Below are 15,083 nucleotides of genomic sequence, written 5' to 3'. Positions count from 1 at the left end.
AGGTTCGCCATTTGAGTCTATTATGGGTTTTTTACCAAAATAACGTTCAAAAACTGAAACTGACTGACCTCCCGTCGTCCCATCCGGTGACCATAGGGCCTGATGTGAAGGATTCCGTTACGATCGGCACCATTCCGTTTGAAAGCGGAGCGATTTCCCTTCAAAGAAAGGAATCCGGCGGCCAATACGAAGTTTTCCTGGGAAATGATTGTCTCGGCACGATTGAGCCGGATACATCATTTTCTCTCCAAACGGATCAGCAGGATATACGCTTGATATTGACGGGCAGTGAGCCTCATAAATCCGTTTATTTTACGGGGAATCGGGATGAAATCATATGCTCTTCAGAAAAGACAAATGCAGATATTTATCTGAATCTGCAAGAGTTTGCTTTTGCAGAACAAAGCACGTTCTCTTTGCTTCTTGTCGGCGGAAGCTGGTCGGTTCGTCCTGAAAGCGGGACGATCTTCTTGAACGGAGAGAAGATCATCGACAATACACCGCTCCAGCCGGGGGATGAAATTTTCTGGAACTTTACGCAAATGAGAGTGACGGAACAAGACCTTTTAGAAATTGTTCATTTTGCCCCGTTTGAAACGGCATTAACAGAAACGGTCAAACCGAGCACAGAGATGCAGAAAAAATATCCGCAGTACAGAAGAACGCCGCGAATGGTGTACGACCTGCCGGATGACCGCGTTTCTTTCAGTTTCCCCTCTCAGGAGAGCGATCAAACCAATAGAGGGCTGTGGCTCGTCATTCTGCCTCCGCTTGTCATGCTGATCGTGATGGGCGTTGTCGCCATCATTCAGCCGCGCGGCATATTCATACTCGTTTCTCTGGCGATGTTTATGATGACCCTCATTACCTCGACGGTGCAATATTTCCGGGATAAAAACCAGCGGAAAAAACGTGAGGAAAAGCGGGAGCGCGTGTATAAGCTTTACCTAGACAATAAGCGGAAAGAGCTTCAGGCGCTAGCTGAAAAGCAAAAGCAGGTACTTGAATTTCACTTCCCTTCGTTTGAACAAATGAAATACTTAACTAGTGAAATCAGTGACCGGATCTGGGAAAAATCGCTTGAAAGCAAGGATTATCTCCAGCTGCGGTTGGGGACGGGAACAGTCCCTTCAAGCTATGAAATCAATATGAGTGGCGGGGACTTGGCCAATCGTGATATCGATGACCTTATGGAGAAATCCCAGCACATGCAGCGTGTCTATAAGGACATTCGCAATGCGCCGGTTACAGTTGATTTGGCGGAAGGTCCGATGGGGCTTGTCGGTAAATCGCAAATTGTGAAAAATGAGATTCACCAGCTGATCGGACAGCTGTCGTTCTTCAACAGCTATCACGATTTGCGTTTCGTTTTTATTTTTCATGAAGAAGAGTATAAAGACTGGGAGTGGATGAAGTGGCTGCCGCAATTTCAAATGCCCCATATTTATGCGAAAGGATTTATTTATAATGAGCAAACCCGAGATCAGCTCCTGTCTTCACTTTACGAATTGATCAGAGAGCGCGATCTCGAAGATGACAAAGAAAAACTGCAGTTCAAACCGCATTTTGTATTTGTCATTACGAATCAGCAGCTGATCTCAGAGCACGTCATTCTCGAATATTTAGAAGGACAGCATGAGCATCTGGGTATCTCTACAATTGTCGCTGCGGAAACAAAGGAAAGCTTGTCGGAAAACATTACGACTCTTGTCCGCTACATCAATGAGCATGAAGGCGACATTTTAATACAAAAGAAAAAAGCGGTAAGAATTCCGTTCCGCCTCGATTATCATCAGCGCGGGGACAACGAACGGTTTTCACGCACGCTGCGGACGCTGAATCACCAGGTCGGCATTACGAATTCCATTCCGGAAACGGTATCGTTCCTGGAGCTTTTTCATGCGAAGGAAGTAAAGGAAATCGGCATTCAGCAAAGATGGCTGACGAGTGAATCGGCGAAGTCACTGTCAGTGCCGATCGGCTATAAAGGAAAAGATGACATTGTGTATCTGAACCTTCACGAAAAAGCCCACGGTCCGCACGGGTTGCTTGCAGGGACAACGGGGTCAGGGAAAAGTGAATTTCTCCAGACCTACATTTTGTCACTTGCGGTGCATTTTCACCCGCATGAAGCGGCTTTCTTATTAATTGACTATAAGGGCGGAGGGATGGCACAGCCGTTTCGCAACATTCCTCATCTGCTCGGCACGATCACAAATATTGAAGGCAGCAAAAACTTCAGTATGCGTGCGCTTGCTTCCATTAAAAGTGAGCTGAAAAAAAGGCAACGCCTGTTTGACCAGTATCAAGTCAATCACATCAATGACTATACAAAGCTGTACAAGCAGGGGAAAGCAGAAGTGGCGATGCCTCATTTGTTCTTAATTTCTGATGAATTCGCCGAGCTGAAAAGCGAGGAGCCGGATTTTATCAGAGAGCTTGTAAGTGCCGCGCGTATCGGACGAAGCCTCGGCGTTCATTTGATTTTGGCGACACAGAAGCCGGGCGGCATCATTGACGACCAGATCTGGAGCAACTCGCGCTTTAAAGTAGCGCTGAAGGTTCAGGATGCCACCGACAGTAAAGAAATTTTGAAAAACAGCGATGCCGCAAACATTACCGTGACAGGACGCGGGTATTTGCAGGTCGGCAACAATGAAGTGTATGAGCTGTTTCAATCAGCCTGGAGCGGTGCGCCTTACTTAGAGGAAGTCTACGGAACAGAGGATGAAATCGCGATCGTCACGGATACGGGTCTGATCCCGCTTTCCGAAGTAGATACCGAAGATATCGCGAAAAAAGACGTTCAAACAGAAATCGAAGCAGTAGTTGACGAAATTGAACGCATCCAAGATGTAATGGGAATCGAGAAGCTGCCAAGCCCTTGGCTGCCGCCGCTTGCGGAACGTATCCCGCGCACTCTTTTTCCTTCAGAAGAAAAAGACCATTTCCACTTCGCGTATGTCGACGAACCTGATCTGCAAAGACAGGCGCCGATTGCTTATAAGATGATGGAAGACGGAAATATCGGCATATTTGGCTCTTCCGGATACGGAAAATCGATTGCAGCTGCAACGTTCCTGATGAGCTTTGCGGACGTATACACACCAGAAGAACTTCATGTCTATATCTTTGATTTCGGAAACGGAACGCTTCTGCCATTAGCGAAGCTGCCTCATACAGCGGACTACTTCCTGATGGACCAGTCAAGAAAAATTGAAAAGTTCATGATTCGAATCAAAGAAGAAATTGACCGCCGTAAACGTATGTTCAGGGAAAAAGAAATCAGCCACATCAAAATGTACAATGCGCTGAGCGAGGAAGAGCTTCCGTTCATTTTCATCACCATTGACAACTTTGACATCGTCAAGGATGAGATGCATGAGCTTGAATCGGAATTTGTCCAGCTTTCCAGAGACGGACAGAGCCTGGGCATCTACTTCATGCTGACAGCAACGCGTGTGAATGCGGTCCGCCAGTCATTGTTAAATAACCTGAAAACAAAGGTTGTCCATTATCTCATGGATCAATCTGAGGGATATTCCATTTACGGACGGCCGAAGTTCAATCTTGAACCGATTCCGGGGCGCGTCATCATTCAAAAGGAAGAGCTTTATTTCGCGCAAATGTTCCTGCCTGTTGACGCGGACGATGATATCAGCATGTTCAACGGACTGAAATCAGACGTTCAGCATCTTCAGGAGCGCTTTGCTTCAATGGACCTGCCGGCACCGATTCCGATGCTGCCTGAGAGCCTGTCGACAAGAGAATTTTCTCTCCGCTTCAAGCTGGAACGCAAGCCTTTATCTGTACCGATCGGGCTTCATGAAGAAACAGTCAGCCCAGTCTATTTTGATTTGGGCAAGCATAAGCACTGCCTGATTTTAGGCCAGACCCAGCGTGGGAAAACAAACGTCTTAAAAGTAATGCTTGAACATCTGATTGATGATGAAACCGAAATGATCGGCCTGTTTGATTCGATTGACCGCGGCTTGTCCCAATATGCGAAGGAATCAGACGTCTCATATTTGGAAACGAAAGAAGATATTGAGCAGTGGATCGAAGCAGCAGAAGATATTTTTAAAACAAGAGAAGCCATGTATGTAGAAGCCGTCCGCCAGGGAGATGCGCAAAATCTGCGATTCTCACAAGTGGTGCTGATGATTGACGGGATTACGAGATTCCAGCAGACGATTGATACGAGAATACAAGACCGTCTGGCAAACTTCATGAAATCATACGCGCATCTTGGCTTCAGCTTTATCCCGGGCGGAAACCACAGCGAATTCTCAAAAGGCTATGACTCCTTGACGACAGAGATGAAGCAAATTCGCCACGCGATTCTGCTGATGAAAAAATCTGAGCAAAATGTCATTCCTCTCCCGTACCAAAGACAGGAGCCTGAGATTCAGCCGGGCTTCGGATATGTTGTGGAAAACGGGAAGGAGCAAAAAGTTCAAATTCCTTTATGTTCTGCTGAAAGGGAGAGTGCTAGATGACAGAACAACGAAAAAGTTTGATCAAGTTAATATCCGCCGTCATCATCATTTTGCTGCTGCCGGTTTTGTTTTTCCGCTTTATCGGAGACGATCCGACGAAAAAAGCAGTCAATTCCACGCGGCAAATCGCGGTGGTGAATGAAGACACAGGCGTATTGAGTGATGAGGTGAAGTCTGATGAAGAGGACAAATCCGCCCATTTCGGCAAGGAAGTAGCGGCCGTTCTGGGTGAACGTCCCGATTATTCGTGGACGGTCGTAAACCGAAGCGCGGCCGAGACTGGTCTCGCGTCAAAGAAATACGATGCGATCGTCTACATTCCCTCAGATTTCTCAAAAAACATTTTGAGCTATGACAAAGATCATCCTCGAAAAGCAACGCTCGAATTCAGCATTCAAGATAACCTGAATGCGGTCAACAAAGAAAAAGTTCAGCGTGAGCTTGAGGATGCCCAAAAGACAATGAACAAAAAAATGTCGGCCTTATACTGGAACTTTGTTTCGCAAAAAGTGGACAACATCAGAGGAGAATTTGACAAAATTGTCAATAAAGAATCTGAATTCCAGAATGTCATGTACAACTTTTACAAACCAAGCTCTAATGATTTAGCAGGTGAAATCAAACAGCAAAAAGACTTAATCGATGAGCTGAAGAAATCAATGAATGAAGCGCAGGGCACGACAAAAGAAAAAGCTTCAACAGCGGAGGAAGCCAAAAACACGCTGAAAGATTTCATTGATACAGTTGAAAGATACAAAGAATATCAAGAAAATCAGAAAAAACTGCTTTTGGCAGCCCAGGATTCAACACAGCAGCAAATCCACACAGGTTTGGATGCCATCCAAGCTCAGCAAAAGGCGAATCAGTTCAGCGAACGCATGAGCGGACTGTCAACAGGGATCAGTCAAGTGAAAACACAGCTTGGGCAAACCAGCACAGTTCTGGCAGCCGCACAGCAAATCAGGGAAGGCCAGGTGCCTCAGCAGGAACTTGGCATGGCAAAAATCCAAAGTGATTTAATCGATCAATATCAGGCAACATCAAGGCAGGCTGCATTAAACCAAGTATACGGACTCCTTGTTGAGTCTCGCGCAGCGCTTACTGTTGCGAAAGGCGATCCGCAGCCTGATGGAGATGATGGTTCAGATGATGAAGATAAAGATCCGAAGGAAGAAGATCCTGAAGAACTGAAAATTGATCTGGAAAAACAGCGTGAAGAATTGAAAAATATCGCCGCTGATATTCAGGACATTTCAGACAATCTAAAGGAGCCTGAAAAAGAGGATCCGACACCGGAGGACCCGGGAACTGAAAAACCGGGAACAGACGAGCCGTCCACTGACAAGCCGGATAATCCAGATGACGGAGGCAGCACCAATCCCGATGATACACAGGGAGACACCGGAAACGATGATAACAGCAGTGACACCGGTAATAACGGACAAACGGACGGCAATACTCAGGATCAAGACCAGCAGCAGGGAACAGACGGTCAGGAGCAGAACGGAGATGCCTCTAATGGTGAGTCAGACAGCGGACAAACCGAAACAGGCACATCTGCTGAACAGACCGCTTCATCAGATTCTGCCCTTCAATTTATCCAGCTGGCAAATGAAGACGGAACAGGCGATTCAGGAGATACCGGAGGCGACGGCGGCACGACTCAGCCTGAGGACGAAGATCAAACAGGAAACGATGAAATTTCTGATATCGCAAAAGCAAAAGAACAGCTCAGCAAAGCGTCTGAGCGAATAAAGCAAATTGAAGAAGAGCTCAAAGAAAAAGAAACTGCCCATAATGAAGAGCTGAAAAAGAAATTAGAAGAACTAACAGAGCAAATGGATGGTCTTAATGATGAAATTGATGACTTGAAAGACCAAGTAAAGAAGCTAGAAGGTAAACTTGAAAATCTTGAAGCGAAACGGAAGAGGGAGTTCGAAGGGATTTACAGCGCGATTCGCGAGCTTGAAAATAAAGATCAGCTTCAATTCCCGGGAGAAATTAATACAGAAAGCATCTCCGCTTTAATGAGATACTATAAATATTTATCTGTTTATGACTCTGTATTATCCGGAACTATCGACAGCACTGCAAAAACCAATGCCATTGACGGTCAGCAAGGCAACGTCAAATCCATCCTGGCTCTCTCACCAGCAGAATCAGCCAGCTGGGAAGATCTCAAAAACAACATGATGCAAACCGATGAAGACATTAACAGCTTTATCGACGGCATGACCAAATTTGCGGACGAATACAGCGGTTTTATCCGTGACTCTCAAGCAGGTGTTCTCGATGAGCTGACGAAAATCTCTGAAAGTGCCGCAAAAGCGTCAGAACAGCTGGTAACGGGCGCAACACAGGAATCTGCGACGTTCAGTAACGATGGGCTGTCTGGCACAATGGCGCTGAGTGTCCAAGATACGGTCGGCCAGGAAGTGCTGCAAATGTCAGACATGATGGGTTCATTATCTGACCGCCAGTCAGGCATTATCGATTACACAACCAACATGCAGCAAAGCGTCAATGATGTACAGACGAAAGCTGACACCTTAAACAACAACTGGGGGAAAAATGTCGCCTCAACGAAACTCGTCCGCAATGACGTATACGGCATATTGGGAAATACATTAGTAGACGGGCAAAACAACGGCTATGTATATGATTACTTGGCGAATCCGCTTAAGATCAGCGGAGAGGTTCCGGAAGAAAAAACTCAAACGGTGCCGCCGGTTGTCATCCTTGTCATTGTGTTGATCAGCAGTCTGTTAATCGGCTATTTCAGCTCGTATTACCAAAACGCGCCGCTTCTCGTCAAAGGAGCGCTATTCGGAATTCTGAATATCCTTGTCGGATTGATGATCAGCTTGTTCGGTTTGAATATTTATTCATTGCCGGACGATCAAACGATTAAGTGGTCAGTGTTTACGATTCTACTGCTGGTCGCAAGCTCAGCCTTCATCCGTGCGGCATTCAGATTCGGATCGATCCCTGGATGGGTGGCTTCGGCAGCAATGATTCTATTCTACGTCGCACCGCTTATTGATTTGATTATGCCGAACTTTACATTTGAAGATCCGGTATCGAAAGTATATATCGACATCCAGTATGGTACTGGGCATTTGTTTGCAATGGGAATATCGGTTCTGCTGATCATTACGGTGATTGCCGCGGCTCTGCCGCTTATTATCCGGCTGATGGCAGAAAAAACAGCAGAAAGCGATGAAACGTATGAAGCGTAATCGCAGCATGGAAAAGGGGATCATGATTTGTATGCTCTCCTTTTCCCTTTTCATACCCTCTGCCGCCGCTGCCGAAACCGAAGAAAATACAGATGTCGCGCCAAACCAATATGAGAAAAAAGACATTGAAATCGATACGAATTATTTGCATGAAGATACCTACTATGAAGAAAAAACAGAACTGCCTGAAGAACAGAAGGATATCACCTTTGATAAGCCGGAGGATAAGGATGCAGAGCTGTTAAAAGATTTGTTTACATCAACAAATGCCGAGGAATCCAACACGATTGCGGCTCAATCGAAACAGCTTGGGATTACCTTTGCTGAAAAACCAATCACAAAGGCATCATCCACGGAAACAGAAGAAGAACAAGAAACATCTTCTCTGCTGCTTCCGATTATCTATGTCGTGCTGATCCTGCTCGGAATAGCAGGCATTGTGTTCCTCATCCCAAAAGTCACAGCACAGGAGAACAAAAAGGCATAGGCTCCCGTGCTTGTGTTGAGTAAAAGCGGTACGTACAATAGGAACGGAAGGAGGAGGTTTCCAATGGAACTTTATATCATTACCGGAGCGTCAAAAGGACTGGGTGAAGCCATCGCATTGCAGGCTTTAGAGAAGGGCCATGAAGTCCATGCTTTATCCAGGACAAAAGCTGATGTCTCACATGAAAAACTGACGCAGCATCAAATAGACCTCATCAATCTCGAAGAAGCTGAACAGCAATTTGAATCATTGCTTTCATCCATCAATCCAGATCGTTATTCAGGTATTACCCTGATCAATAACGCTGGAATGGTAACACCGATCAAACGCGCCGGCGAAGCGTCTCTTGATGAACTGCAGCGCCATTATCAGCTGAACCTGACAGCGCCCGTGCTTTTGAGTCAGCTGTTTACAAGACGGTTTGCTTCATACAGCGGCAAAAAAACGGTTGTCAACATTACGTCAGGCGCCGCCAAAAACCCATACAAGGGATGGAGCGCGTATTGCAGCTCAAAAGCAGGGCTTGACATGTTTACGAGGACTTTCGGATTTGAACAGGAGGATGAAGAACTGCCGGTGAACATGATTTCTTTCTCACCGGGTGTTATGGACACTGAGATGCAAGCCGTCATCCGTTCTTCATCGAAAAAGGATTTCCACGACATTGAACGATTCCGGAAATTAAATGAAACAGGAAGCCTTCGCAGTCCGGCCTTTATTGCCGATACGCTGCTTTCTTTATTAGAAACAGGCGCGGAAAACGGCCGCATTTATGATATAAAAGAGTTTTTGTAGAGCAGAGATTTTCTGCTCTTTTTTTATAAAAAGGCAACAGTCCGCGCACTTTGTTGAACAGCCGCATATACTGACTGAAACTCTGCTTTTAGGGTATAACAATGATGATAAGAAGATAAAATGATGTGACATAAGAATTGAGTTTCTCTGCAAATTATGTTAGGATTCTAAAAATATCTAAAGGAGGGGTTTCCATGAGAAAGGTTACATTAATGGATGTTTTCACCCATCCAATTGCACAAAAATATATGCAGCGCTCAGGCGTAGCACATGCGATTGCTTGCGCTTATCATGCATACAGGCTGTCTGTAAAGGCTGGCATCAACCCTGATTTAGCTGCAAAAGCGGCACTGCTGCATGACATCGGCCATTATGAATGGTATACGGACGGTGAGTGGGATTATGAGAAATACAAACGAAATGACATTCATGCCATCAAAGGGGCGGAACGGGCGCATAAGCTTCTGATTCGGCTTGGCGAGGAACCGAAAGCGGCAAAAGAAATTGCCCTTGCCATTTTGCTTCATACCGATTCCTATTTGCCTGAAGGTGAATTAGATAAAAACACGCTGCAGCAGATTGTCAAAAAAGCGGACGAACTTGATGAAGAGCCGGGCGGCCACCATCATTACCGTCAAATTGATCCTTCAACTGCACGTCAAAAAATAGAAAAGCTGGACCAATTAATCGACCAAGCCCAGGCATCCATGATAAAGCAAGTATAAATCCCGCTTTTTACACGGAACAGCGCCAGCTTTCTACGCTGTCTCCGCTTCATCACCATTTCCTTTACACCCGCTTCCAAACATATTCTCCTAAAATCCCCGCACCCCTCGTTTTATCAGGGAAGCCTGTGTCATTATCCATAATTGCGGCATAAGCTGAGATAAAACATAAAAAGGGGATTGAAGTATGGTCAACCAAGGTAGCCCGCAACTGGTCTCTTTAGTCGATCCTTATGTCTATCAGACCATTAAAAAGCTCATCGGCTCAAGGTTCGTTATACAGACAGTACGAGATACGGTCAGAGGCAGACTGATCGATGTAAACCCTGACCATATCACAATTGAAGGAGCCCGAAATGCTGTTTGTTTGATTAGAATCCAGCACATGATTTCCGTCACGCCAGATTACAGTGAGCGGGTTTAACAGTGCTTGCGCATGAAAAATAGGCGTACATCGGGACGTCCTATTTTTCAGTTAAGCGCTGCAAAAACGCACTGTAATACATCGATTCGTCAAGGTCAAAACCGGCAAATTCCTGGTAGCCGCCATCTGAAAAACAAAAAGTGACACCGTACACTGTATAGCTGGAACGGACTGAAGCCTGTTGACGAACACGAAAGTGATAGCTGTCTGCATCTTTTACATATGGCCGGGATTTCCCGGCAAACGGGGCACATAGCAGTGCTGCCTCACCCAAACATTCGAATCCGGCGATTTTGCCGTTTTGGCCGATATCCAGCAGGATACAATCATTGACTTTAAGCTCATCAGACCGTACATTCCTGCTCTCTTTCGGATGAAGAAGGTGGATATAAGTATGTCACAGCCTGCATCACCAACACTCCTTTCATCATATTAAGAGTTCTGATATGAGTTCATTTTTGTTACAATGATGGGGTATAAGTCCTTTTATCTGACACATAAAGAAAAACTAGGAGGAACAAAGCTTGTTGAAATCAAAAGTCCATTTTTGGACATTGCAGATTTTATTTGTTTTGCTGATTATTTACGTAGCAACAAAAGTTTCATTTGTATTTCAGCCGTTTATTGTTTTTATCTCGACACTGTTTTTCCCGATGCTGATTGCGGGAATTTTGTATTTCATTTTTAATCCGGTCGTCCGCCTGCTTGAGAAAAAAATTCCGCGGACATTATCCATTCTATTGATCTACTTACTCTTTATCGGTTTGCTTGCCTTCGTTTCAGCGTCGGTCGGACCTGTTATTACATCGCAGGTTACAGGGCTGTTTAACAATCTTCCTGATTATATAAAACAGATTCAGGCGCTGACAAAAGATTTGTCCCATTCCCAATGGTTTACCTGGATGATGAATCAGGATTATGTATCGATATCAAAAATTGAACAGTCGTTGACAAGCTTTCTCCAAAACCTGCCGCAAAATATCACGTCCAGTTTATCTGCGGTGTTTGGCGTCGTGACAAACATCACGCTTGTTATTATCACTGTTCCATTTATCCTTTTTTATATGCTGAAAGACGGACACCGCTTTCCGAACTTGGCAGTGAAAATTCTTCCGGCTTCATATCGGACAGAAGGCTTGAAGATTTTTAAAGATTTATCCGATACGCTTGCGGCTTATTTTCAGGGACAGCTGTTAATCTGTCTTTTTGTCGGAACAGCGTGTTTTATTGGCTACTTAATAGCCGGGCTGCCGTATGCCCTGATTCTTGGGATTGTCATGGCGATTACCAATATCATTCCTTATGTCGGGCCTTTTCTCGGTGCTGCGCCGGCTGTCATTGTCGGTTTTATGGATTCGCCGGCCAAAGCGCTGTTTGCGATTATTGTAGTTGTCGTCGTTCAGCAGCTTGACGGGAACCTGCTGTCACCTCTTGTGATTGGAAAGCGGCTGAATACGCACCCGCTTACAATTATTTTGCTGTTGATCGGAGCCGGAAGCTTCGGCGGAATTCTCGGCATGATTTTAGCGGTGCCGGTCTACGCGGTAGTGAAGGCATTCTTCCTGAATATTGTCCGCTTAATCAAACTGCGTCAGCGGTCACGCCTTGAAGAAAACACAAAAGCCCGCTGAATAGGCGGGCACCATTTGCGCCTCTTTGCATATGATGCTGTAAGTCAATGCGGAGGTGGGGAAATGCCTGCGATTGTAGGTCCGATTTATATTATGTCCATATCAGGTGATGCAGCGGCCAGCTTTGGAGATGTGTTTGCGATTTCGCCGAAAAGCGTTGATCACACCGGAGCGGGATCGGGTGCGTTTCAATTAGGTGATTATATAAAGATCAATAATGAACACAGTAAAACCATCCTCAAAGATGCCGATATCATTGATGAAACAGTGTCGTTTAACGGGTAACAGCCTTTTCGGAGAGGCTGTTGCTTTTTTTATTGTATAATATGGTTAGTCTTTGAATAGTGAGGTTATGTTATGAAAATCAGAAAAGCGAATATCCATACAGAAACCGGAATGATCACGGACGTGTATCTGCATGAAAACAGAAAAGAACTGCGCACGCTTGTAGCGGTTCCGCAGCTGGAGTGGAGCACGATCATTTCTTATGAAGAAGATAAAGCATCTCTGCCTGAACGGCTGGAAGCTTCTTTGCGCCGGCGTACAGAGGAAGGCCCGGCTGGTGAGCTGGCCAAAAAAATCATTCATTGGGTAACAGAAATGTAAACGGCCATTGAAAGTTTAGCTCCTGCCTGATCAGGTGATAATGAAGACAAACAAGACGGGAGGACGAGCTTTTGAGTGATGATAAAATGGATCTCTATTTGCAGCAAGGAATGTATGGGCCCTTGGAGACAAAGCCAGACGAGCGCCATTTGTTTTTAGGCTCATTAAGGGAAAGAGTCCTTTTGGCACTGACGAAAGGACAGGTGCTCAGAAGCAAACCGTATGAAGAAGCGGAACACGCACTCAAAAACAGCAAAAACATCACTCTTTTGATTAATGGAGAGCTTCAGTACCAGTCTTACTCTCCCTATATCCAAATGGCGAACCGGAACGGAGTGAACTTCAAGATCGTATCTGATCTTCAGTTTCATACGCCTTTAGGCCTTGTGATTGCGGCTGATATCGCTATGAATCGTGAATTGATATATGTTCAGGACGACATTTTTAACCGGTCAGTGCTGAAACCTTAAGAGACAAACGGATCGTTTGTCTTTTTGTTCATGGCAATTCACTTACAACTGGAGATAAGATATAATGTTCTCATACTGATGGCGGGGAGGCCGGCTATGAAAAAAGCACTTATTTGTATTGATTATACGAATGATTTTGTGGCGAGTGACGGAAAATTGACCTGCGGGGAGCCCGGCAGAATGATTGAAGAGGCGATCGTCAATTTGACCGAAGAATTCATCACAAACGGTGATTACGTCGTATTAGCAGTAGATTCTCATAATGAAGGGGATCAATATCACCCTGAAACCCGTCTTTTTCCTCCGCATAACATAAAAGGCACGGAAGGAAAAGATCTGTACGGAAAGCTTTTGCCTCTATATCAGAAACATGAACATGAACCAAATGTTTACTACATGGAAAAAACGAGATATTCTGCTTTTGCGGGTACTGATTTAGAGCTCAAACTCAGAGAGCGGCAGATTGGCGAGCTGCATCTTGCCGGCGTCTGCACAGATATTTGTGTGTTGCATACAGCGGTTGACGCATACAACAAAGGTTTCCGGATTGTTGTGCATAAACAGGCTGTTGCCAGCTTTAATCAGGAGGGGCACGCATGGGCTCTTTCCCATTTTGCAAACAGCATCGGAGCGCAAGTGGCAGAGTAAGGAAGGGGAAAAACAGTGTTAGAGTACGGATTTAAAGATGACAGCCTGTCATTACATACAGACCTTTATCAAATCAACATGGCAGAAACTTACTGGAGAGACGGCATTCATGAAAAGAAAGCGATTTTTGAGCTTTTTTTCAGAAGGCTTCCGTTTGAAAATGGCTATGCGGTATTTGCGGGCTTGGAAAAAGCCATCGAATACTTGGAAAATTTCAAGTTTACGGATAGCGACCTGAGTTATTTACAGGATGAGCTCGGGTATCATGAAGATTTTATTGAATATTTGCGCGGTTTATCTTTTACAGGTTCTCTTTACTCCATGAAAGAAGGAGAGCTCGTCTTTAACAATGAGCCGATTATGAGGGTGGAGGCCCCCTTGGTAGAAGCACAGCTGATTGAAACGGCTTTGCTCAACATTGTGAACTACCAAACATTAATCGCAACAAAGGCTGCCCGGATTAAAGGCGTCATCGGCGATGAAGTCGCACTTGAATTTGGAACAAGACGGGCGCATGAAATGGATGCGGCCATGTGGGGAGCGAGAGCAGCCTTAATCGGCGGCTTCAGCGCAACAAGCAATGTAAGAGCTGGAAAGCGCTTTAATATCCCGGTATCCGGCACGCATGCGCATGCGCTTGTGCAGGCTTACCGCGATGAATATACAGCTTTCAAAAAATACGCGGAAACGCATAAGGATTGCGTCTTCTTAGTCGACACGTATGACACGCTTCGTTCAGGCATGCCGAATGCGATTAAGGTTGCTAAGGAATTCGGAGACCGCATCAATTTCATTGGCATCCGCCTGGACAGCGGCGATTTGGCGTACCTGTCAAAAAAAGCCCGGAAAATGCTTGATGAAGCAGGGTTTACAGACGCGAAAGTCATTGCTTCAAGTGATTTGGATGAGCATACCATTATGAATTTAAAGGCTCAGGGAGCGCGCATTGATGTCTGGGGTGTCGGTACGAAGCTGATTACCGCCTATGACCAGCCGGCTCTCGGCGCAGTTTACAAGCTCGTTGCCATTGAAGAAGACGGGAAAATGGTCGACACGATTAAAATTTCGTCCAATCCTGAAAAAGTGACGACACCGGGCAGAAAGAAAGTATACCGCATTATCAATCAGTCCAATCATCATTCTGAAGGCGACTATATTGCGCTTTATGATGAGCAGGTGAATGATCAGAAGCGGCTCAGAATGTTCCACCCGGTTCATACATTCATCAGCAAATTTGTCACGAATTTTTATGCGAAGGATCTTCATGAGCTGATTTTTGAAAAGGGTATTCTTTGCTATCAAAACCCTGAGATCTCAGACATACAGCAGTATGTGCAGGATAACCTCAGCCTGCTGTGGGAGGAATATAAGAGAATCAGCAAGCCGGAGGAATATCCGGTTGATTTAAGCGAGGACTGCTGGAGTAATAAAATGCAGCGGATCCACGAAGTGAAAAGCAGACTTGATGAAGAGCTTGAAGAAGAATAAAGAAAACTGGCCATTCGTTCGCGAAGAGGCCAGTTTTTCTTTGTGAATATATTATTTTTCATGTTTAGACA

Annotated in this window: 13 protein-coding genes; 12 read left to right on the top strand and 1 reads right to left on the bottom strand. The window is 45.3% G+C overall.

Going from position 1 to position 15,083, the window contains the following annotated elements:
* Nucleotides 1–11: 11 nt before the first annotated feature.
* The 6 genes from essC to M1M80_RS16545 all read left to right on the top strand — a co-directional run bounded on the left by essC (nt 12) and on the right by M1M80_RS16545 (nt 10,169).
* Nucleotides 12–4,499, top strand: coding sequence for a type VII secretion protein EssC (essC, locus tag M1M80_RS16570; protein WP_060399397.1), 4,488 nt, complete (start codon nt 12–14; stop codon nt 4,497–4,499).
* Nucleotides 4,496–7,738: a type VII secretion protein EsaA gene (esaA, locus tag M1M80_RS16565; RefSeq protein ID WP_060399396.1), complete on the top strand. Its 3,243-nt coding sequence runs from the start codon at nt 4,496–4,498 to the stop codon at nt 7,736–7,738. The genes essC and esaA overlap by 4 nt, the downstream gene beginning before the upstream one ends.
* A 31-nt stretch (nt 7,739–7,769) precedes the next feature.
* Entirely contained in the window at nt 7,770–8,225 is a 456-nt protein-coding gene (gene essA / locus M1M80_RS16560; protein WP_080030893.1) for a type VII secretion protein EssA, read from the top strand.
* A 63-nt stretch (nt 8,226–8,288) separates the two neighbouring features.
* A complete protein-coding gene (locus M1M80_RS16555) occupies nt 8,289–9,020 on the top strand; it encodes a (S)-benzoin forming benzil reductase (protein ID WP_060399395.1) in 732 nt (243 codons plus the stop codon).
* 194 nt (nt 9,021–9,214) lie between these two features.
* The gene (locus tag M1M80_RS16550; RefSeq protein ID WP_019259341.1) at nt 9,215–9,745 is read left to right on the top strand and encodes an HD domain-containing protein; all 531 of its coding nucleotides are present in this window, start codon (nt 9,215–9,217) and stop codon (nt 9,743–9,745) included.
* Nucleotides 9,746–9,932: 187 nt separating this feature from the next.
* The gene (locus M1M80_RS16545) at nt 9,933–10,169 is read left to right on the top strand and encodes a YuzF family protein (protein WP_019259340.1); all 237 of its coding nucleotides are present in this window, start codon (nt 9,933–9,935) and stop codon (nt 10,167–10,169) included.
* Nucleotides 10,170–10,209: 40 nt separating this feature from the next.
* On the opposite strand, the gene M1M80_RS16540 is transcribed toward M1M80_RS16545, so the two are convergent.
* Nucleotides 10,210–10,557, bottom strand: coding sequence for a DUF2283 domain-containing protein (locus M1M80_RS16540; RefSeq protein WP_409196891.1), 348 nt, complete (start codon nt 10,555–10,557; stop codon nt 10,210–10,212).
* A 136-nt stretch (nt 10,558–10,693) separates the two neighbouring features.
* On the opposite strand from M1M80_RS16540, the gene M1M80_RS16535 reads away from it, so the two are divergent.
* The 6 genes from M1M80_RS16535 to M1M80_RS16510 all read left to right on the top strand — a co-directional run bounded on the left by M1M80_RS16535 (nt 10,694) and on the right by M1M80_RS16510 (nt 15,012).
* Nucleotides 10,694–11,800: an AI-2E family transporter gene (locus tag M1M80_RS16535; RefSeq protein WP_060399394.1), complete on the top strand. Its 1,107-nt coding sequence runs from the start codon at nt 10,694–10,696 to the stop codon at nt 11,798–11,800.
* Between the two features lie 63 nt (nt 11,801–11,863).
* Nucleotides 11,864–12,085 carry a spore germination protein gene (locus M1M80_RS16530; protein ID WP_003241034.1) on the top strand — a complete coding sequence of 74 codons (222 nt, stop codon included), beginning with the start codon at nt 11,864–11,866 and terminating at the stop codon, nt 12,083–12,085.
* Between the two features lie 72 nt (nt 12,086–12,157).
* Nucleotides 12,158–12,406, top strand: a complete 249-nt coding sequence (locus M1M80_RS16525) for a YueH family protein (protein WP_060399393.1) — start codon at nt 12,158–12,160, stop codon at nt 12,404–12,406.
* Nucleotides 12,407–12,477: 71 nt separating this feature from the next.
* Nucleotides 12,478–12,876: a YueI family protein gene (locus M1M80_RS16520; protein ID WP_019259337.1), complete on the top strand. Its 399-nt coding sequence runs from the start codon at nt 12,478–12,480 to the stop codon at nt 12,874–12,876.
* A 96-nt stretch (nt 12,877–12,972) separates the two neighbouring features.
* Complete coding sequence (locus M1M80_RS16515) at nt 12,973–13,524, top strand: cysteine hydrolase family protein (protein WP_060399392.1); 552 nt, start codon at nt 12,973–12,975, stop codon at nt 13,522–13,524.
* A 15-nt stretch (nt 13,525–13,539) separates the two neighbouring features.
* Nucleotides 13,540–15,012: a nicotinate phosphoribosyltransferase gene (locus M1M80_RS16510; protein ID WP_060399391.1), complete on the top strand. Its 1,473-nt coding sequence runs from the start codon at nt 13,540–13,542 to the stop codon at nt 15,010–15,012.
* The last annotated feature ends 71 nt before the right edge of the window (nt 15,013–15,083 follow it).

Source organism: Bacillus inaquosorum, assembly GCF_023238325.1.
GTDB lineage: Bacteria > Bacillota > Bacilli > Bacillales > Bacillaceae > Bacillus > Bacillus inaquosorum.
The sequence above is the reverse complement of the archived record's forward strand: the minus strand, read 5'-3'. Positions and strand labels throughout refer to the sequence as shown.